Consider the following 21,405-nt stretch of genomic DNA (forward strand, 5'->3'; position numbering starts at 1 on the left):
GTTATTTGTTTAAATTTCAAATTTGTTGCTTGTTAATTTTACTCTAAGTTCTTTGATGGATGTTGTTGCACCATCTAGAAACTTTATATAATCGTTATGAAAGTTTAAATCAAACTTTTCATCTGTTTTATTGGTGTTAATACTATGCTTGTATGCTTTAATTTCTAGGTGTAATTCTCTTACAATTTCCCATTCGTTAATCAGTTCATCTATATGTTTAACTACTGAATCTTTATTAATGACGAAGTACTTTTTACGATCGCCTGTTTTGGTATAATATTCTACCTTATTTAAATTCTGTAGATGACTTAGATGCGTTGAAATGGTACTTTTACTGGCACATAAAATAGTTACCAACTCATCGAATGTAGTTCCTTTTTTACCTGTAAGAATAATGTAAGACATGATACGAGCAGCAACTGGAGCCAACTGCTCTCTGTTCTCTAAATGCACACCTAGCTTTTCTACCAAGCGCATTTTTTCTTTACAAATATCTTCTTTCATCTTTTTTGTTTTAACTTACTGCTTTGAACATCTATTATTCAATTACAGTATTATTCTTTGCAAATATACACAGTTAGTTCGGAACAAACCGAACTAAACGAAGTTAAAAAGATGTTAAATAAAAAAAACAGGTAAATACCTGTTTTAGTGATTATTAAAAATAATTAATTATCAATTGAAAATCAATAACTAACTATTTGTTAACGATTTCTGAAGTAATCTCTAGTAAAGTATCAATTTTAGTCTCATCATAAGCATCTGGATGAGCTGGTGAAAAGCGGCCAATTGTTTCGCCTTTATCATTATCGAAATATTTACCTGTGGCGTCTTTATATACATCAGAAGTAGCTAAATCGTATAAGATATTTACCCCTTTTTCTGCAGGAGACCAATGTTGCCCATAGGCTTCTTTTGCCATTTTGGTATTTAATAAAGAACCAGGATTTACTGCTATGGTTGTTATATTTGGATGTTGTTTTGCAAAATGGAAGCTCCACATGGTTAACGCCAATTTACTTTGTGCATATGCATCGCTTGCGTTAATAGCCACATCACCTGTTAAAATACCTTTTTTTACTGAAGATTGAGCTGCAGAGCTTAAATTGACAATTCGTGTTGCAGTTCCTTTTTCTAAAACGGGTACTATGTTTTCGGTTAAAATATAAGGCGCTAAATAATTTACTGCCATTCTGATATCTAATCCGTCTTTTGTTTTTACAGCTGCTGTTTTAAAGATTCCTGCATTGTTGATTAGAATATCTAAACTTGGCACTTCGTTTTTAATTTGTATCGCCAATTGTTTAACTGCGTTTAAATCAGAAAAATCAGAGATAAAACCTTTTATATTCGGGTTATTAGAAGCCTCTTTAATTTCGGCAACTACCTTATTTACTTTAGCTTCACTTCTACCATTTAAATAAACTGTATTTCCTTCTTTTGCTAATTTTAAAGCGGTTAATTTACCTATTCCGTCTGTACTTCCTGTAATTAGTATATGTTTCATTTTTTTTGACTTTAGATTGATTCAAATTAAATTATTGGCAGAAGTATATTCTGCCAATAATTGTTATCCTTTTTTAAAACGGAGCAATGGTATCTTTAGGACCATTAGGTAAACTCCAACGTTGGCGAGCGGTAACGCTTTTCAATGCAACATCTTTGATGGTGTCATTACTACTATTTCCATAGCTACTAGCTCCTCCTCTTGGTATTTGCATGCGATCTCCATACAACCAAACCACTAAATTATTACGTTGTCCGCTAGTAATTGGGTGAGTAGCGTGTGGCACATTTCCTGTATGAATTATTGCTTTACCTGGCTCAAAAATAGTTTGTACAACTTTACCTGTGGTTCTGTTATGAAAATCTACTTCTGACCCTGTAAATTTTTCATCAGGCAAATTGATATTGATATTTAAAGTGGCAGCTGATGCATCTGTATGCGCATGTAAATCTTTGTCTTTATCTGGATTGTACTGAATAGAAAAACCAAACGTTTGGTTATCATACCCATAAGTACCCAATAACAAGCGTGCAATAGGGCGCATATAACGATTCATAATATCGTTGTAAAAAGCCTGAAAACTCGGTGCTGCAAAGTATCCTTCAGAGCGTGGATCTAACATCATTCCATAACGATTTAATTGTATACCATAAGGTGCTCGTTTAGGAATTTGAGCATTAACTACTTCTTCTAAATAATTACGAAATGCTGCTAAACGTTCAACATCGAAAAATTGAGCAGAATACACACCAGGAATAATTTCTTGCCATAAATCTGCCACTGCTGTTTCTTTCTCTGGGTTTGTCCAAGCTTCATTTATTGCTTTTCTTAATTTTGGATCTAATAATGTTTCATCAGGAATTAATAAATTATCTTTATTTTGAATTTCCCATTCTGCCCAAGCCTCTTCTAACAACTTTCTGTTGTTATTCCAAAATTGAGAAACAGAAAGATCGCGTTTTAACGAAGCTTCACGAGTTGGCTGTGTCAATGCACGTGCTTCTTCTAGTGCATTTGTATTTGTTGTTGTTTTCATAATATGATTGTTTTTGTTAAAAATTACTATTACAGTATATTTTATTTTTTATAACTATTTGTTCGTCTTAATAATCTAACAACAAAGGTATTTAGACACACAAACTTAAAAAGAGTAAAAAACAAAGGCCTTTTAGTAAAAAAAGAGGTAAATAGTAATTTATTAGGAAATGCTTGCCTTATAAGCACTAATAGTCATCCCTTTATAACTTTGAAAAGTTTTGTTTAGATGACTAGAATCTGTAAAACCTAGTTCTGCTGCAATTTCTGTATATTGTAAATCAGTATATTTTAAACGGGTTTCTACTAGTTTTAATTTATAGTTGATAATGTATTTCTTTAAAGATACTTCTGTATGCTTTTTAAAATACTCACTAATATAATTGTCTGCCATGTAAAATTCTTCTGCTAAACTTTTAGTAGACAACAACTCTGCATTATAAATATTAGAATGAATATAGTTGATGATTTGCTGAATCTTAGATGATTTTAATTCTTTTACAGTATTAGTAGTATTGGTATACTGTATGTTTCTGGCAATTAAATGTAAAATTACAGACAATGAATTTTGAATGATAAAAATATCGAAAGATTGTTTATTTAAATATTCTATAGCCACCATATTTACCAAAGCCACTAAATGTGCTCTGTCTGCATCTGTTTCGAATTGCATTTCTCGAAGTTCGTGACTTTCGCTATTTAAAATTTCTTCGATTTTACGAAACCAGTCATTTACAGGTAGGTTTACATTTTGGGAACTTGTATTTCTAAAAAAACTTTTTAAAAACTTTATGGCTACTGTAGAAGTTGTGGTATCTGGATTTACGATATAAATATCATCAGGAATAAAGACAAAAACGCTATTTGGTGTATAGTTTACTGTTTTACCATTTATTTTTATGGTACCTGTGCCTTTTTCGAAATACACGATTTCAAAAAAACGAATGGTGGTATATTTACAAAACTCAAAAAAAGTTTGGTTTTTGTATTGTTGAATTACAATATTTTCGATTATTGTTCTTGGCATAATATCCTTTTAAAAGAGACCTGAAAATTTATAAAAATAGAAGCCACAAATCTGTGGCTCTTACTCTTTTTATTAGTAAAATACAATTACTCTACCAAAAAAACACCATTACTTCTTATGTAAATAACAGTTTCTTTTTCTGTTATTATTTTTGATGTAGCATTTTCTTCAGCACCAAAATAAGAACCTGGTTCTAAAACATTTTTATCTCCTTTTTTAGAAAACTAATGTATAATTTTTCCTGAAATAACAACCGCTCTAAAGTTTTTACTTAAGTTTTTAATGCTTCCGTTAAAACCTGCTGGTAATTTTAAAAGTGTTGCTCGCAATTGATTTTCTTGGTGATTCCCCCATAAAAAAGCAGTTTGTACATTACTTTTTTTTGCAACCCATTCCATATCCTTAGCATTTAACCAAACTAAATTCGTTTTGTCTACATTAACGGGTCTTTCTCCATTATCAAAAGCTTCTGATGTTGGTTTTACTAAATAAGGCCCTTCTTGAATATCTAAAAAAGCCATATTTTCATTATCATCTGCAGCTGTAATATGTGCTTCACCTGCTGGTTGTTGCCAATAAGAACCTGCTGGTAACCATTGTTTTTCTGCTTTTTCATCATCATTATGCAACAATCCTTTTATAACTACACCACGATAGGTAATGTTATGAATATGAGGTGGTGAAGAAAATCCTTTGTTGAATTTTACTAAAAATCCTGCTGGTTCGTTTTTAGTTCTGTCTCCCCAAAGTTTCCCTGCAGCAGGGCTTTTATCGCCACGAAGTGGATTTAACCAACCCCACTCTATGTTGTCTGCGGTTACTACTTCGTTTTTAGATTTTGCAGCATCTGTTGTTGGTGTTTGTGCGTTTACAAAAACGGTAACGATAAATGCAAATATGAATACTATTTCTTTTTTCATAACTCTAGATTATGTTTTAAATAAGTTTATATTTCAGTAAATAATTCGTGCTCTGATAATCTAGATTTAGGCGTTTTTTCTGTAGAATTAAAATCAGATTCTGCTCTATAACCTAAAGAAACTGCTACTAAAGCGGAGTAACCTTTTTCTCTTAATCCGAATTCTTCGTCTAAAGCTTTTACATCAATTCCTTCCATTGGTGTAGCATCGATTCCTAAACTTGCCACCCCTAATAAAAAGCTACCAATGTTTAAATAAACTTGTTTTTCCATCCAATGTTGTAAATCTTTTAAATCGTATTTATGAATGCCTGCAAATGTTTTTACAGCACCTAAAAATCCGTTTTTAATATCTTCATTAGGAAACCTACCATCTTTATCTTCTGTATCTGCAATATGTTGATAATATGCATCATCTGCATCTGTTTTTACACAAAATAATACCACAGCAGCAGCATTGATAACTTTAGGTTTGTTAAAACTAAAAAAACCTTGCGTACCTTTTGCTATTCTTTCTTTACCTTCTGTAGTTTCTGCAACTATAAAATGCCAAGGTTGTAAGTTTACACTAGAAGGACTCATTCTTAATAAGTTTTTAACCTCTGCCATATCTGCATCAGATATTTTTTTACTTGGGTTAAATTCTTTGGTTGTGTACCTCCAGTTTAATGTTTCTTTTAAATTCATTTTTATCTGTTTAATATTATACTATCATTTTTATAGTGACAAAAATATAGATAGTATTCAATCCTCACAATAACTATCAAAAAGGATAGTATAAAAAATCAATAAAAAATAGCAATCAAATAACTGATATACTGTATTTTAAATGAAATGTTAAATTAACTATAAAAAGTATAGTTGTATAATTTATGATAGTACATTATCTTTGTAAATAAATAAAATTTTTAATACTCTAATTATGTATAAATTAAATGGAAAAGAATACCCATGTTGCGCTAGTTTAACAATGGGATTTATTGGTGGAAAGTGGAAAACGGTTATTTTATATCATTTAAGAAAAGACACGCTTAGATATAATGAATTAAGAAAACAAATACCTACTGTAACCGAACGTACTTTAAGCTTACAGCTAAAAACACTAGAAGAAGATGGCTTAATTAAACGAAAAGTATATACCTCTAAACCACCTTTAAAAGTGGAATATTCTTTAACCGATTTTGGAAAAACATTAGTACCTGTAGTGCAAGCTATTGCTGATTGGGGTGTAGCAACTGTGCAAGAAAAAGGTGAAATTTTGTAATAAAAAATTAAACTACCATTTCCATTTTTTAAGATTCTCTAATTAATGAACTATCTAAAACAATGGTTACATCTATGAGACTATCTTCAATTTTATTGTATTGATTGACTAAAGTTAACCAAAAAATCTTTACATCAATTTAGAAAAAACAATTAATTATTACTTTTCCTAAAGGATGAAGGTGTAGCACCAACAAATTTTTTAAAAGCTGTATTAAAAGAAGATAAACTGCTAAAACCAGCATCAAATGCAATGGAAGCAATGGTTAAATTATCATTTTTTGAATCATTCAAAAGATTTTTTGCAACCTCAATTCTATAAGAGTTTATAAAATCGTTAAAGTTCTTTTGCGCATATTGATTAATAATTTCTGAAGTTTTCTGAGTGGTTACCCCTATTAATTTACTTAAACTAGTTAAAGAAACATCAGCATTTAAATACATTTTATTGGCAATCACCAAATTAGAAATTTCTTTAAATAATATAGCATTTTCATTTACTTTAAAAACCTCTCCATCAATATCAGTAATTTTTAGTAAATATGCTTTATAACTTAAAAAATAAATAACAATAGAATACATTATTGGACCTATAATATAAGGAACAGCATCTTCTATAATATTTAAGAAATACGAAACCCAAATTACTACAAAACCTATCACTAAAAAGGTTAACCAATCTAAAATTGCTTTTTGAGATTTGGTTTGTAAACTATTGTTTAATTGATATTTTAGACGCAATACAATTTTAATAGCAATAAAAATATAAGTTGCAAAATGCAGATAAATAAAAATTATAATACTACCAAAAACAATAACAGTTGTAGGATTATTTATATCATTTTTATCCGCAAAGAAACTTGCGATAAATATCATTACAAAAGGCAATAATTCTACTAAATACTGCTTGCTTAATTTAAAATTAGGATTAGTCATAACTAACATATATCCTCTTAAAAAAGGACCAATCAATAAGAGTAATGCCAAACCAATAATTATAAATGTGGGCTCTAAATTATCTCCAAAATTTAGCATTATTGATTTGCCAATTCTAAAAGCCATAAAAAAAAGTATCAACCCTAATAAATAGTTTGATACCTTTTTTTTCTTTTTAAATAGAAATAAATGTATGGCAAATAGAATACCGTGTAAAAGTCCTACACTGCTTAAGATGATTAAAAGTATATCTATAAATTCCAATTATTCTTTATTCCAAATTTAATTATTTTTTCTCTATTTTAGAATCGCAACTTTTAGTAAATGAAAGTAAATTTAAAATATTGAAAAAATCGCCAATCTCTACTTTCATTACTGAAACAATTGTATGTTGTGCTAATAACATTCTGTCTATGGATTTGTTTTCTAAATTTATCATATTTTCGATAGCATTTTTTGCTTTCTGTTTGCCCTCTTTACTATAAATGGATAAAACTTTAATTGCATTTTCTTCTGCAGTTACCATTCTTTTCTTTGGTGTATTACCAAGTTGTTCTATCATTTTTTCTGCTAAAGCCCAAGTAGACCAAGGATTTTGACCTGTAATTAAGTTTTTATCTTGACTTATTTGTTCTAAATACATTTCGCCTTTATTAAAATTAGCACCTTGTTCAGTTAGTTTTTCTTGTAATAAAAATGGAAAAATAGATTTTGCATCAGGAATTAAAAGTAACTCCTCTTCATTTGTAAAACCACTTACAGACTTATTTTCTAACAAATGATTACCATTTGTCAACCTTACATTTACCAAAGCTGCAGGGCCATGACAAACAGCACCAATTACTTTATTTGATTCGTAATACTCTTTTACAATATTTTGAATTGATTTATCATTAGGAAAATCGAACATTGCACCTTTACCACCAACAAAATAAATAGCATCGTAATTGTCTGCAATTACATCTTTCATTGCTATGGTATTATTTGTTTTTTGTTGGGCAATTTTATCATTTAAAAAAGCAAAATCATACGCGCCCATATCATCATTATCGATAATAACTCTAGGTTTACCACCTAAAGTGCTTGCAACATCTACTTGATAACCATTGGCTTTAAATACATAATATGCTCTTGATAATTCAGTTAATTCATAACCTGTTTTTTTGCCTGTAGTTCCTATGGTTTTTGTACTGGTAACCACTGCTAAAATTTTTCCTTTTTTGGGTAAAACGTTTTCTGATAAATAAGGTAAATCTTTAACTGTGGTATTTTCTATATTTAGATTCGTAGATGGTAATAAACTCACAAACCAAAAACCAAAACATACTAATATTACTAAAAGTGATAACAAAAAAAGTAAAACCTTTTTTACAATTGGGTATTTTTTAAACATAACTTTTCATTTTAATTATTTGGCTAAATAATGTGGTTTTTATTATAAAACCTGATGAAATGATAATTCAGTCAGTGTAAAAATTATTTAATTATCCTTAAAAATGGAATAAATAACTAAAAATATCTTTTCCTAACTTTAAAATTATAAAAACACTTAAACCTCTTTTCTTAAAACTTCTAAAGGCGGACTTTGTAAAACCGATTTTAAATTACTTAACCCAATAATTACCACTAAAACTGTGATGCCTGGCAGAAAAACCAAAAACGGAATTGCAGATGGCACAAAAGGTTCTTTAAACAATAATGTAGCTAATAATTGGCTACCAACTAAAGACAATAAAATACCTGTTAAGCTCCCCAACAAGCCTAAATACATATATTCTAAAGCTGTGATTTGTAAAATCTGCTTACTTTTAGCACCTAATGTTCTTAATAAAACACTTTCTTTTATGCGTTGATATTTACTGTTTCTCACAGAACCTATCAAGACAATAAAGCCAGTTAGAATGCTAAAAAATGCCATAAAATTGATAATCCAAGAAATTTTATCTAGAATATCTTCTACAATGGTAAACACTTGGCGTAAATCTAAAATGGTAATATTTGGAAAGTTTTTTACTAAATCTCGTTGTAAATCTGCTGAACTCTCTTCATCTGCTGCATAGGTTGTCATTACATTAAATTGTGGTGCTTTTTCTAAAACACCTGCAGGAAAAAGAATTAAAAAGTTTACTTGCATACTACTCCAATCTACTTTTCTAATACTACCTACTTTTGTGTTCATCAAAACACCCTGAATGTTAAAAGTAACTTTATCACCGAGTTTTAATTTGGCATCTCTTGCAATACTTTCTGATATGGAAATTGGTACAGGTTGCTCACCCTTAAAATTACCAGTAAACTCACCTTCTAATAGTTCTTCAGTTTCCACTAAATGATCTCTATACGTAACTCTAAATTCTCGATTTAACATCCATCTACGCATTTTAACAGTCGTATCTTTTCTAATTTCGTTGGCTAATTTGCCACGAATACTGTGCATACGCATTGTAATAATTGGTATGTTATCAATTACCTCTAAACCCTTACTTTCAAAATTCTGTATCAATGCTTTTTCTTGAGAACTTTGCACATCCATCAAAATAATATTCGCATCCGTCTTTTTGTTTTCTATGGATGTTTTTGCCAATAAAATATCCTTAGTAAAATACAACGTACTAATTAAAAAAGTACCCAAACCAATGGCTACAACTAACACCATTGTTTGATTATTAGGTCTGAATAAATTCAGTAAACTTTGTCTGCTTATAAAACCCCAAGAACTAGGAAAAAACTTTTTAATTAGATTGATAAATACATTAGAAACTCCTGCAACAATTGCAAAAGTGATGAAAATCCCGATGGTAAATAGCAATCCATTTAAAGCACTTTTTAACATCCAAAAGGAAAATAAAAAGATAAATAATAGAATGGCTAAAATTACTAATATTCTTGCTTTTTTAGGTTTCTGCTGATTTTCTTCTTGTCCTCTTAAAACTTCTAAGGGCGAAACATACCAAGTACCTAACAAAGGCAATAAGGCAAATAAAACCGACATTAAAATACCAAGAATAATCCCCATTAAAATAGGTTGAACAGAGATAGAAACTTCTACACTAAATGGTAAAAACTCTTGTAAAATATAAGGAAATAGAAATTGTAAGCCAATACCAATTGCTGCACCAACGATACCTCCTATTAATCCAATTCCTAAAATTTGAATCATATAAATAAAGAAAGATTGTTTTCTAGAAGCACCCAAACACTTTAAAACAGCTACGTTTTTTAATTTTTCTTTAATGTAAATATGTACAGAACTTGCAATACCAATACAACCTAATAAAAGTGCAATAAAGGCTACAAGATTTAAAAAACGACCAACATTATCATATCTTCTACCTAGATTTCTACTGGTGCTCGTGTGTGTATCTAAATCAGCATTTTCATCATCTAAAATAGGATCTATTGTTTTGTCTAACAGATCTAAATCCATTTCTGGAGCTTTAAAAAAGTATTGATATTCTGTTCTACTGCCTAATTGTAGCAATTCCGTTTTTTCTAAAAGTCGATAAGGAATTAACACAGATGGTGCTATAGAAGATGAAATAGCTGTACTACCAGGAATCGATTTTAAAGCACCCATAATTGGAAAAGAAACTTTACCTAGTTTTATAGAATCTCCAACAGCTAAATTAAATTGTAATAATAAAGTTGCATCAACTAAAGCACCACCTAATTCTTGATAGGTTTTACCCGCATTTACTGGGGATGTAGTTAATTCACCATAAAAAGGAAAATCACCTTGTAAAGCTCTTACTTTAACTAATTTAGTTCCGTCTTTTTCTGGAAAAGCTGCCATAGAAACAAAATTGACTTCAGAAGCATCTGCGCCTAAAGAATCGATTATTTTCTGTACTTTTTCTGATGGTTTTTTTCTGCTATCAATAATAAAATCGGCACCCATTAAAGATTTGGATTGCTTTTTAATATTGTCTTTTAAATTTTCGCTAAACAACTGAATAGAAACCACAGCTGCAATACCTAAAATGATAGATGCCATAAACAGCATTAACCTAGAAAGACTGGCTTTACCATCTCTCCATGCCATTTTTAATAACCAATTGAAACCTGCTTTAGATTGATTTTTGCTCATTAAACTACAACTGTTTTTTCATTAGATACAATCTTACCACCTCTTAAGCGTAAAATTTGTTGGGTTCGGTTTGCCAAATCTAAATCGTGTGTAATGATTACTAAAGTTGTACCAGCTTCTTTGTTTAATTCAAACAACAATTGAATTACTTTTTCGCCAGTTTCTTCGTCTAAATTACCAGTTGGTTCATCTGCAAATAAAATGGCAGGTTTGTTAGAAAAAGCTCTTGCCAAAGCAACTCTTTGTTGCTCACCACCAGATAATTGCGTTGGGTAATGATGCAATCTATCACCCAAACCTACTTTTGTTAAAAGTTCAATTCCTGTTTTTGAAGCATTTTTATCGCCTTGTAATTCTAAAGGAACAATTACATTTTCTAAAGCTGTTAAAGTGGGTAATAATTGAAAGTTCTGAAAAATAAAACCTACATTTTTATTACGCAAAGCTGCTCGTTCATCTTCATTTAAATCGTGTAAAGCAGTACCACATAATTCTACTGTACCTGCTGTAGGATAATCTAAACCAGCACATAAACCTAACAGTGTGGTTTTTCCACTACCAGAAGGCCCTACAATAGAAAAAACACTTCCTTTTTCTACTGAAAAAGAAATATTGTTCAATACTGTTAATTGTTTAGAACCACTTGTATATGTCTTCTCTAAATCATTAATCTTTAATATCTTTGACATTATTTATTTTTAACTTTATATTAAAATATGCTGAAACTGAAAAATAATCATTTGTTAAAGAATAGCAACAATCAAAGCCGTACAATTTTCTTAAAATTCTGTTATTTTTCTTTAGCATTACTGCTATTTTCTTGTAAATCTGATGCTCCTAAATCAGATAATACATCAAAAACAATTGAAACTGAAACAAAAACTACTGTTGTAGCAACTACCTCTAAAAGAGTCGTTTTTTTTGGTGATAGTTTAACTGCGGGTTATGGTTTAGATGATGTAGAAAATGCTTTTCCTGGTTTTATTCAACAGAAAATAGATAGTTTAGGGTTGAAATACATAGTTGTTAATTCTGGAATTAGTGGAGAAACAACTTCTGGTGGAAAAAACAGAATTGATTGGGTTTTGAATCAGAAACCTGATGTTTTTATTTTAGAATTAGGTGCCAATGATGGTTTGCGAGGTGTAAATTTATCAGAAACAAAAAACAATTTACAGTTTATAGTAGATGCTGTAAAAACAAAATATCCAGACACCAAAATTGTTTTAGCTGGTATGCAAATTCCGCCAAATATGGGACAAGATTATACTTCTGAATTTAAAAACATTTTCCCTGATTTGGCCAAAAAGAATAACTTAACCTTAGTTCCATTTTTACTAGAAAATGTTGGTGGTATTCCTTCTTTAAATCAATCTGATGGAATTCACCCTACAAAAGAAGGTCATAAAATTTTGGCCAGCAATGTTTGGGAAGTTTTATTACCTGTTTTAAAATAATTTATTTTGCACGTCTTTTTAAGAACTTATTTTTAATTGTTGGTATTCTGATGATAAAACCTAAACCAACAATAATTGCATAAATTAAATAGGTTTTTTCTAGAATTGCAATGTGTAATAAACTTAAAAAGATGGCTAAATAGGCATAAGATTGTAGTTTTTTCCAGTTCTTTTTAAGTTTTTTCATTGATTTTCTGTTGGATGTAAAAAACAAAGGAATCAATATTAAAACTGCAATAAAACCTGCTATATAGTTTACTTGAGTAAAGGTTTCTAAAAATCCATCTGCCCAAATAAAAATGATAAAATGTAGAAAACTCCAAACTCCGGTTGCAATTCCCATTGCTTGCCTTACATATAAATTGGTTACACCAAATAATATAAAAAACGGAGTACAAGTTAGTACTGCTGTCATCCATCTTATGGCAAATTCACCAGAAATATGGTACAACATACTCACTGCTTTTTCTCCTTTTGTGCTTGCTATACCTTCTGTAATTGCAGTGCTTAGCATATTAGAAAGTGGTAATACTGGTAATGTTGCTAAAATGGCTACAATGATCCATCCATAATTATTTTTGATAAACTTCATATTCATCAGACTTGTAATTAAGTTATTTTTTGTTTTTTATTTTGTACCAAACTTTTTAGTTTTATATGATATTATTACTATTTATTATCAATTTATGCTATTAAATTTGTACCTATTATAGTGTTATAAATTTCTTATTGTTAATGTTTTTTCAACGCTTCTAACTCTTTTTCTAATTGCGCTGCTTTGTCTTTAAATTTTTGCATTGCTTTTTTTAATTGCCCTACTTTTTTAAAAACTTCATCATCTTGAACAGCTGTATACGTTACAACACCTTCTTTTTCTTTTATTTTTGATTTACTGCCACAAGTTGGGCAAATTGCTATTTGACTCATTTTCTTATTTTTTTAAAGTTATTAATACCGCTTTTCCATCGTGTTTTGATTCGAAATCGTATTTACCTGTTTTTGCGATTGTTTTTAGAAAATCTTTAGGTTCAGACATATCAGCATTATCAACATAAATAATAGTATTACTATTAAAATTATACGCTAACATTTGAAATAATGGTAAGTACAAGTCTTTCCATCCATCTAAAAAAAGCAAATCTATATTTCCATTAAAATTTCTTAAGGTTTCTAAAGCATCTCCAATTCTAACATCAATCAAATCGTAAACCCCGGCATTTTTAAAATTTTCTATCGCTCTTTTTGCTTTAGATTCTATTAATTCTGTAGTTATAATATTTCCATTTGTTTCAAGTACACCTTGTGCTAAAAATAATGTTGATATGCCAAAAGAAGTACCAAATTCAACAACGTTTTTAATATCATTATTAATGATGATTTCTTTTAACTCTTCACCTTGTAATTTAGATATTGATAAATATGCGTTTTTAAAATCTGCTGGTTTAAAAGGTCTAATAATTCCTTTTGTGATACCAGTAATCATTTTAAAATAATCGTTTTTAGCATCTTTAAAAAGCTGCTCTAATATATTTTCTATGTTTTGTTGTTCTATAATCTTCATAGTTATTTAACCTTTAAAAGAGGAACACCAGTTTTTAAGATATTCCTCTTTATTATGAATTACTAATAAATTTTCTTAAAACTTACCATTAGTATTTTTCCATTCTGATTTTACAGGAATAGTAGAAATAACATCCCAATGCTCAACAATTAATCCGTTTTCAATTCTAAATAAATCGTAATAAGCAGTGTGATCTCCTTTACCAAATTTACCTTCACATATGGTTAATACAAAGTTTCCTTGACCTAAAACTTTATGTAATTTGGTGTATTCCATTACTAAACCATTTTCTGCAAAATATTTCATTGCTACACCAAAACCTTCTAAACCATCTGCAACAGCAGGATTGTGTTGAATGTATTTTTTAGGGTTGATGTAATTAGTTACTTGATCCATTTTATGATTTAACAACACATTTTCGATAAAGCCTCTTGCTATTTTTTTGTTTGCCTCAGTTTTATCTAAATCTGTTATTACTGTAGTACCATCAAATTGAGTTCTACCACTTGGATTTGGTTTTTGAACCTCTAATAAATTATCCCAATGTTCTACAATTAAACCATTTTCGAAACGAAAAACATCGAAACCTGCTTTAGGGCCAAAAAAGTCATATTCTGTATGTGTAAAAACATAATCTCCATCTTGAAAAGCACGAATTACATTTGCTTTAAATCCGCCTTCTGGTGCGTGATGCATTACAGCTCCAAAACCTGCTAAACCATCTTCAACTGCTAAATTATGCTGAATGTATTTTTTTGGATTGATGTAAGAAATTGGTTTTTGATCGCCAGTATTAAAGCTATTTAATAAAGCCACCACTTTATCTTTGTTTGATAGTTTTGTAGATTCAGATTTAAGATCTGCAATTGCTTTTGTTGATTTACTACTTGAACAACTTACAGCAATAGAACTAGTAATTATTAATGTTATAAATTTTAATTTCATCATTTGTAATTTTATAAGTTAAATTAATTTGTACTGCAAAATTATAGCAATACCAAAGTGATTTGATTATCAAAATGATGACAAAAACAGTAAAAGTATAACCAAAATAATTATTACCTAATTCTTTTGTCTAAATTTAAATGGTGTGATTTTAGCGTTTTTCTTAAAAAACTTAATCATATTTGCAGGTTCTTCAAAACCCGTTTTATAACTAATTTCTTTTATTGATAAGGATGTAGAAAGTAAATATCTTTTTATTTCTGTAGTTACAAAATCGTCTATAAAAGCTTTTACAGTTTTGCTAGTTAACTGTTTAACAACATCGTTCAAAAATTTATATGAAACAAACAATTTATCAGCATAAAACCTAGAACTTCTTGTTTTTACATATTCTTTTTCAAGTAAATTTTTAAATTGATTAAAAACATCTAACCAACGATTTTTAATGTTTTTTTCTGATAATTGCTCTTTTATTCTTTCTGATTTTAATAAAAAAATATGCAGATAAGAACGTAACATTTCATTTTTAGCAAAATCATTTTCTTGCTGATATTCTGAATATAGATTTTGCACAATATTTATAAAATTATTTTCTAAACTTTCATCTATTTCTAAAACTGGTGTTTCTAAATGGTAATTATATAACCTATTTAAATTAACACTCTTAGACAAAAAGTAGTTTTGTTCTAAAAAATCGCTATTTAAAATAATAGCAAAACCAGCTGTTTCTTTAAAGTTTTCAGTAAAATGATGCACCTGATTTTTTGCAATGAATAAGATGTCTCCCTTTTTAAGATTATAAAACTTAAAATCTACAAAGTGATCATAATTTCCTTCAGTAATTACAAGAATAATGTAAAACTGAATTTTATGTGGTAAAAAAGGATTGTGATTGTTGGTTTTGGTTAGTTTTTGATGCATTTCATCAAAAGTCATTACTTCAATGTCTAATTTTATACTTGAATTATATGCAACTTTTGGTAATGTATTCATCAACTGTGAAATTATAAAATTTTGATTTAAAAAACCTCTAAAATAAAAAAACAACCTTAGTTTCTAAAAGTTGTTACTTATTTATAATTTGTAATTTTATTAAGCTTCACTATTTTTTAGAAATTTTTGGTATTTCTTTTTGCTTCTATTTTTCCAAGTTATTTCACCTAACTGACCAATAATTTTAATAAAATTTTATATCAATAACATAGAACCATCAGCGTGTATTTATCTTTTTTAAGGTTGTTCACATAACATTTCTTTTGCTAGATGTATACCATAATCTAATGTTATTCTCTTAAAAAACCTCTACATCAATAATATACCGAGTTAAAAAATTTATCATTAAAAGAAACTTTAATTACATCTTTATGGAAAATTTTAGCACCACAAAGTGTGTCTTTAAAATCCATTTTAAGATTTTTTTAATAATAAAATTTACAGAAATACTAATAATTTTTCTTGGAAATTCTTTTGGTAATATTTACACCCATTCTGCTAATTAGATATTTTTACAAAGCTAAAAGTTACTAATAAAACCTTTGTAACCAAGATAAGACTAAAGCAAAAAACTTTAGTCTATCTTCAATAAAATTAGGGATTTTATTTTAGGGGTTGGCTATTGGGGAAAAATTATGAGTAATCATTTTTATTTAGCAATACCAATAGTATTTTTCGTGGTTATTTTAACTACCACAAAAATAGACAATTAACAAAGATTAAATCAGGGTTTTCGCTATTTGGATTTTAACTATAGATAAAAAGAAGTAAAGTTTAGATGAGTTTCTAAAGTAAATCTAAACGTTTCATTAATTCTGGTCTTTTAGACCTACTTATGGGTATTACTTCTTTTTTAATTAAAACACTATTATCTTCGATATCAATAATTTTCTTGATATTAATAACATAAGAACGATGCACTTTTAAGAAGAGAGATTCTGGTAATTTTTCTTCTATCTTTTTTAAGGTAGAATGTACAATATAATTTTTATCTTCTGTTTTAATTTGTATATAATCTCCTTTAGCTTCTACTAAATAAATAGAAGGTAAATCAATTTTAATAAGACGTCTATTAATGTTTACATAAAAATCATTAGAAACATCGTTTGTTTTTTTACTTGTAGAAATTGTTTGTATTCTTTTGTTTTCTGCTTTTGTTATTGCCTTTTTAAAACGGGATGGCTCAATTGGTTTTAGCAAATAATCAACAATAAAATCGTACTCAAAAGCTTGTAAAGCAAAATTAGGATCTGAAGTTGTTAGTATAATTTTAGGCGGATTTTTCAAAGATTTTATAAAATCTAAACCACTAAAATCTGGCATATGAATATCTAAAAATATTAAATCTACCGAATTTTCGTTTAAAAATTTTATGGCTTGTATTGCATTCGAAAAATCATCAACAATATCTAAATTATTAAATTCTGTACAGAGCGATTTTATAATTTCTCTGGCCATTTTTTCATCATCAACAATTATACATTTCATAGAATATAATTTTTGTAATAAAATTATAGTTTTTTAATGACTAATACTATTATTTTGTAAAATATTATTTTTATTGATAAAGATTTATCGGTTTAAATAAAGAATTAAAAACCTAATCTTCAGATTTTTTAATGGTAAAATAAAAAGTTGTTCCTTTATCAATTTCAGATTCTACCCAAACTTCTCCTTTGTAAATATCTACAATTTTTTTAACAATAGATAAACCAATTCCTGTTGAATCATCAGAAATTTTTAAAGATTGAAAAATCTTAAATATTTTATCATGATGCCTTTTTTCAATACCAATTCCGTTATCTATTACAGAAAATTTATAGAAATGTTCTTGCTCTTCAAAATCTATATTTATGTATGCATTTGGCTTATTACTAAATTTAATAGCATTACCAATTAAATTTTGAAATAATTGCTCGAATTTAGTGCTGTCTCCATTTACAATTGGTAATTTATTTACAATATTTATAGAAATATTATCTGGCACATACATAATATGTATGAGTTTTTTCACCAAATTATCTAAATCAATCTCTTGTTTATCTTTAGCATTAGAATTGATACTAGAAAACCTTAAAATGTCTGTAATTAAGTTTTCCATTTTTTCTAAAGTCAGATCAATATTGTCAAAATTTTGAAGACTAATTTCATCAAATTTGTCTTCATTATCCATTTTAATCCAAGTTGATAAAGCAGAAATACTTCTTAATGGCGATTTTAAATCATGAGATACAATATGAGCATATTCTTTTAACTCATCATTACTTCTTCTTAATTCTGCGACCAAGTCTTTGTTATGCTGCTCTACTTTAATACGTTCTCTTAAATTAATGGCACTTTTTAATTGTAATGAAACTATATTGGCAATATTTTCTATTGTTTTTTTGTGTTCTGCAGTAAAGTAGTTTTTATGTTCGTGTTCAGCATCAATAATACCAATAACTTCTCCATTGCTTATAATAGGAACTGTAATTTCTGATGATCTAATTTTATCATCAGAAATATATCTTTTGTCTTTAGAAGTATCATCAATAATTTCTGATATACCAGTTAAAGCTACACTACCAGAAATACCTTTACCTAAAGGTATAATACCATTATTATAAGCATTATTACTATCATTTACTTTTTCGCCAAATGCTGCAATTTGCTCTAAAGTATTATTATCTCTATTTACCAAATAAAGCACACAATCGTTGTTGCCTAAATAATTTGCAATATTGCTAGTTATTTCCCAAGCAATTTCATTTATATTTTCTTTACCTAAAACCGATTTGGCTGTATTGTTTACCAAATCTATAACCAATTGTTCTTCTCTTTGTTTGGTTACATCTCTAACAATACCTTGTGCAGCAATGGGCATATTATTTTTATCGTAAATAATACTGGCATTAATGTTTACCCACTTTATTTCATTATTTTTTGATGTAACTCTTGCGCTAAAATTAGAAAACTTACCTTTTTTCTTCAATTCTAAAAAAGAATTCATTGCATAGGTATAATCTTCCTCAAAAATAAGGTCTAATATATTAGCTTCTGTTTCTGTAGGGTCTAAACCAAAAAGTTGTTCTGCAACATCGTTCATTTTGAGTACATTACCTTGAATACCTATAACTAAATAGGCATCGTTAATATTCTCAAAAACTCCTTTTAGTTCAGATTTTTTTTCATCAAGTAAACTTTCTAATTTTTTATTTACTTCTTTAAGTTGTAAAGAAGTATTGTATAAAGTTAAAGATTTTTCTTCAAGAATTTTTTCGGCTTGCTTTCTTGCAGTTTTTTGCCTTAAAAGTGCTCTTTCTAATATGTCAATTTTTTCTTGACTCATTAATTTTTTGTAATTAGAAAACGTACTTCTGTGCCATCAGATTTAATTTTTTCTAGAACAATTTTTGCAGAACTATTGAAATGCTGAAATGTTTTGTTCATTAAACCTAATCCAAAATGATGCATTGCCCTACTCGATTTATAAATCATAGTTAGTGAATTTTCTGTTTTATTTTCAACTATAAAAATAGGCAATTCTGCATCTGGATATATTTTTCTAACCTCTATATGAATATGATTTTCTATAGATGATAACATTTCTATAGGGTCTTTATATGTGGCTAAAAGACCAGGATAACTTGTTTCAATTACACTGAAAAAGTGTTCGGCATATACCAATAATAAGTCATCTATAGAAATACCAGTATTTGCGCTTAAATGTTGCAATAGCTGTAACATTTCTGAAAAACTATAGGTACCAATTGAGGTGTAAATTCCGTTTGATTTTAAATCTGATGATGAAATAATTCTATCTACCATTTCTAAACCAAACTTATCTTCTACTAATTCTAAAAATTCTGTAAAAACTATACCTTTCATAACCTATAATTTTAAAAATTCATTAAAATTCCAATAATTCATAATTGTTTTTATCTTTAACTCATAGTCCTCAAACTTTAATGGTTTTAAAATATAACCAGCTATACCGAGTGCATAACATTCTGAAATATCATCATTATTACTAGATGTTGTTAATATAATTACAGGAATATGTCTTAAATTTTCTTTTTGTTTTATAATTGTTAAAAACTCTATACCATTCATATCTGGCATATTCAAATCTAACAATATCATATCTGGCACATCTACATCTACACATTCTAAAGCCTCGAACCCATTGCCAGCAATGGTTAAAACGTAGTTTTGAAGTTCTTTCGAAATAGACCTTTTGAGTTTAATTACTTCTATTTGATTATCCTCAACCAATAAAATTTTTAATTTACTCTTATGCATATTAGATAAATTTAATTTAACGAAAATACTTTATTTTTCTATAATAGCAATTTTCATCAGTTAAATATCTAACTAGTATCGATTAAAATAAATTATGTATCGATTAATATTAATTAAGTGTCGATAAGTACAAATAAAAAAACTACCTAATGGCATTCTATAAAAGTGCTGTCTGTAATTTCTAAAACTGGTGATGGAGAAATATAGGGAATGCCCAAACCTAAGCCTCTAATAATAAAAAAAACACCAATAAATATAACTAAAATTGGGATAACTTTTTGAATTTTATTTCTAAAACTAATTTTTGTGAAATTACCTAAATAAACAAAAGCTGTCATAAGAGGAATTGTACCTAGGCCAAATAAGAACATATATAAGCTACCTAAAAAAGCATTAGAAGTTGCTATAGCTCCTAACAAAGCCATATAAACCAAGCCACAAGGCAAAAATCCGTTTAAAAAACCAATGGTAAAAAAAGTATCATTTCCTTTCTTTTTTAATTCTTTACCTAGAGCACTTTTTATTTTTAAAATAATAGTACTTATCTTTTTTGATAAGGATAATTTATGAGAAATTTTAGGAAAAATAATGGTTAAAATCATTAAAACTCCTATAATTATTGAAAGTTGCTGTTGAAAGCCAAATAAGTAAAAACCTTTGCCTAAAAAACCAAATAACAAACCAATTAAACTGTAAGTAAACAATCTACCTAAGTGATAACTTACAATTTGAAAAAAACCTTTTACTGGTTTTTGTCTATCTACAGGTAACATAAATGCAATTGGGCCACACATACCTATGCAGTGAAAACTACCCAATAAACCAAATATGATTGCAGATAATAGCATTAATAGACAATTTCTTGTTTTAGTAAATAATCTGTATTTTTATAGCTCCAATGAATGGTAATGTTCCAACGACCATCTAATAAACGTTGTTCAGGCACGAGCAAATATGTTTTAGAAATTGAAATAGGTATTTCAAAATCTAATTGTTTATTAGATGGTCTATATAGGAACACTTTTCCTTTTATTTCTTTTGGTTGATAATCTTCTGGAAATTTTATTAATAACCCTTTATTATCTCTCTGTATTTTTACTTTTTCTTCTAAATTAACTGCATTTTGTGTAGCGTCAATTTCTTGCTGATAATTTAACTCTGCTTGATAATATTTATCTGTTACTAAATCGTGACTATATGCATGATCTGTACTCATTGTAATTACAAAATACATGATAAAAGCTATGAAAGCGATAATCGTTATTACAATACCTGTTCCCCAATTAAATTTCATAATCTTTTATTTTTAAATTCTTTTTTAAGATATATTGTTAAAATTAAAATGATAGATTTTACTCATTTTTATTACTCCTAAGTTTCAACTTTATGAGTTA

The 21,405-nt window shown here is 28.3% G+C and carries 22 protein-coding genes and 1 pseudogene; 2 read left to right on the forward strand and 21 right to left on the reverse strand.

Going from position 1 to position 21,405, the window contains the following annotated elements:
- Positions 1-9 precede the first annotated feature (9 nt).
- The 6 genes and pseudogenes from BW723_RS14775 to nfsB all read right to left on the reverse strand — a co-directional run bounded on the left by BW723_RS14775 (position 10) and on the right by nfsB (position 5,175).
- Entirely contained in the window at positions 10-504 is a 495-nt protein-coding gene (locus tag BW723_RS14775) for a GbsR/MarR family transcriptional regulator (protein ID WP_068358982.1), read from the reverse strand.
- 193 nt (positions 505-697) lie between these two features.
- Positions 698-1,507 carry an SDR family NAD(P)-dependent oxidoreductase gene (locus BW723_RS14780; RefSeq protein ID WP_068358985.1) on the reverse strand — a complete coding sequence of 270 codons (810 nt, stop codon included), beginning with the start codon at positions 1,505-1,507 and terminating at the stop codon, positions 698-700.
- 73 nt (positions 1,508-1,580) lie between these two features.
- Entirely contained in the window at positions 1,581-2,543 is a 963-nt protein-coding gene (locus BW723_RS14785) for a 2OG-Fe(II) oxygenase (protein ID WP_068358988.1), read from the reverse strand.
- Positions 2,544-2,705: 162 nt separating this feature from the next.
- On the reverse strand, positions 2,706-3,569 hold the full coding sequence (locus BW723_RS14790; protein ID WP_068358991.1) for an AraC family transcriptional regulator: 864 nt from the start codon (positions 3,567-3,569) through the stop codon (positions 2,706-2,708).
- 86 nt (positions 3,570-3,655) lie between these two features.
- Positions 3,656-4,489 (reverse strand): annotated as a pseudogene (locus BW723_RS14795) (DUF4437 domain-containing protein).
- 26 nt (positions 4,490-4,515) lie between these two features.
- Positions 4,516-5,175, reverse strand: a complete 660-nt coding sequence (gene nfsB, locus BW723_RS14800; RefSeq protein ID WP_068358994.1) for an oxygen-insensitive NAD(P)H nitroreductase — start codon at positions 5,173-5,175, stop codon at positions 4,516-4,518.
- Positions 5,176-5,410: 235 nt separating this feature from the next.
- Between nfsB and BW723_RS14805 the strand changes: the two genes are divergently transcribed.
- Entirely contained in the window at positions 5,411-5,752 is a 342-nt protein-coding gene (locus BW723_RS14805; protein ID WP_068358997.1) for a winged helix-turn-helix transcriptional regulator, read from the forward strand.
- Between the two features lie 152 nt (positions 5,753-5,904).
- Here the strand turns inward: BW723_RS14805 and BW723_RS14810 are convergent, their stop codons facing one another.
- The 4 genes from BW723_RS14810 to BW723_RS14825 form a co-directional block, all read right to left on the reverse strand.
- Positions 5,905-6,813: a helix-turn-helix domain-containing protein gene (locus BW723_RS14810; RefSeq protein WP_068359000.1), complete on the reverse strand. Its 909-nt coding sequence runs from the start codon at positions 6,811-6,813 to the stop codon at positions 5,905-5,907.
- Between the two features lie 160 nt (positions 6,814-6,973).
- A complete protein-coding gene (locus tag BW723_RS14815; RefSeq protein WP_068359002.1) occupies positions 6,974-8,080 on the reverse strand; it encodes a type 1 glutamine amidotransferase domain-containing protein in 1,107 nt (368 codons plus the stop codon).
- A 156-nt stretch (positions 8,081-8,236) separates the two neighbouring features.
- A complete protein-coding gene (locus tag BW723_RS14820) occupies positions 8,237-10,729 on the reverse strand; it encodes an ABC transporter permease (protein ID WP_068359216.1) in 2,493 nt (830 codons plus the stop codon).
- Positions 10,730-10,773: 44 nt separating this feature from the next.
- Complete coding sequence (locus BW723_RS14825; protein ID WP_068359004.1) at positions 10,774-11,463, reverse strand: ABC transporter ATP-binding protein; 690 nt, start codon at positions 11,461-11,463, stop codon at positions 10,774-10,776.
- 27 nt (positions 11,464-11,490) lie between these two features.
- On the opposite strand from BW723_RS14825, the gene BW723_RS14830 reads away from it, so the two are divergent.
- Complete coding sequence (locus BW723_RS14830) at positions 11,491-12,231, forward strand: arylesterase (protein ID WP_068359007.1); 741 nt, start codon at positions 11,491-11,493, stop codon at positions 12,229-12,231.
- A gap of 1 nt (position 12,232) precedes the next feature.
- Here the strand turns inward: BW723_RS14830 and BW723_RS14835 are convergent, their stop codons facing one another.
- From BW723_RS14835 to BW723_RS14885, 11 genes are all read right to left on the reverse strand, one after another.
- Positions 12,233-12,823, reverse strand: coding sequence for a ferric reductase (locus BW723_RS14835; RefSeq protein WP_068359010.1), 591 nt, complete (start codon positions 12,821-12,823; stop codon positions 12,233-12,235).
- Between the two features lie 140 nt (positions 12,824-12,963).
- The gene (locus BW723_RS14840) at positions 12,964-13,158 is read right to left on the reverse strand and encodes a hypothetical protein (RefSeq protein WP_068359012.1); all 195 of its coding nucleotides are present in this window, start codon (positions 13,156-13,158) and stop codon (positions 12,964-12,966) included.
- A 4-nt stretch (positions 13,159-13,162) separates the two neighbouring features.
- Complete coding sequence (locus BW723_RS14845) at positions 13,163-13,792, reverse strand: O-methyltransferase (RefSeq protein WP_068359014.1); 630 nt, start codon at positions 13,790-13,792, stop codon at positions 13,163-13,165.
- A 75-nt stretch (positions 13,793-13,867) separates the two neighbouring features.
- Positions 13,868-14,740 carry a nuclear transport factor 2 family protein gene (locus BW723_RS14850; protein WP_226789289.1) on the reverse strand — a complete coding sequence of 291 codons (873 nt, stop codon included), beginning with the start codon at positions 14,738-14,740 and terminating at the stop codon, positions 13,868-13,870.
- A 114-nt stretch (positions 14,741-14,854) separates the two neighbouring features.
- Positions 14,855-15,730, reverse strand: a complete 876-nt coding sequence (locus BW723_RS14855) for an AraC family transcriptional regulator (RefSeq protein WP_068359021.1) — start codon at positions 15,728-15,730, stop codon at positions 14,855-14,857.
- 786 nt (positions 15,731-16,516) lie between these two features.
- Positions 16,517-17,218 (reverse strand): LytR/AlgR family response regulator transcription factor, encoded by a 702-nt coding sequence (locus tag BW723_RS14860; protein ID WP_068359024.1) that lies wholly within the window; start codon positions 17,216-17,218, stop codon positions 16,517-16,519.
- 112 nt (positions 17,219-17,330) lie between these two features.
- Positions 17,331-19,058 (reverse strand): GAF domain-containing sensor histidine kinase, encoded by a 1,728-nt coding sequence (locus tag BW723_RS14865; protein ID WP_068359026.1) that lies wholly within the window; start codon positions 19,056-19,058, stop codon positions 17,331-17,333.
- The gene (locus BW723_RS14870; RefSeq protein ID WP_068359029.1) at positions 19,058-19,597 is read right to left on the reverse strand and encodes a heme NO-binding domain-containing protein; all 540 of its coding nucleotides are present in this window, start codon (positions 19,595-19,597) and stop codon (positions 19,058-19,060) included. Before BW723_RS14870 ends, BW723_RS14865 begins: the two co-directional genes overlap by 1 nt.
- Positions 19,598-19,600: 3 nt before the next feature.
- Positions 19,601-20,011 (reverse strand): response regulator, encoded by a 411-nt coding sequence (locus tag BW723_RS14875; protein ID WP_068359032.1) that lies wholly within the window; start codon positions 20,009-20,011, stop codon positions 19,601-19,603.
- Between the two features lie 146 nt (positions 20,012-20,157).
- Positions 20,158-20,859, reverse strand: a complete 702-nt coding sequence (locus BW723_RS14880; protein WP_068359035.1) for a sulfite exporter TauE/SafE family protein — start codon at positions 20,857-20,859, stop codon at positions 20,158-20,160.
- On the reverse strand, positions 20,859-21,305 hold the full coding sequence (locus BW723_RS14885) for a FixH family protein (RefSeq protein ID WP_068359038.1): 447 nt from the start codon (positions 21,303-21,305) through the stop codon (positions 20,859-20,861). The genes BW723_RS14880 and BW723_RS14885 overlap by 1 nt, the downstream gene beginning before the upstream one ends.
- Positions 21,306-21,405: the final 100 nt, after the last annotated feature.

The organism is Polaribacter reichenbachii (assembly GCF_001975665.1).
Classification (GTDB): Bacteria; Bacteroidota; Bacteroidia; order Flavobacteriales; family Flavobacteriaceae; genus Polaribacter; species Polaribacter reichenbachii.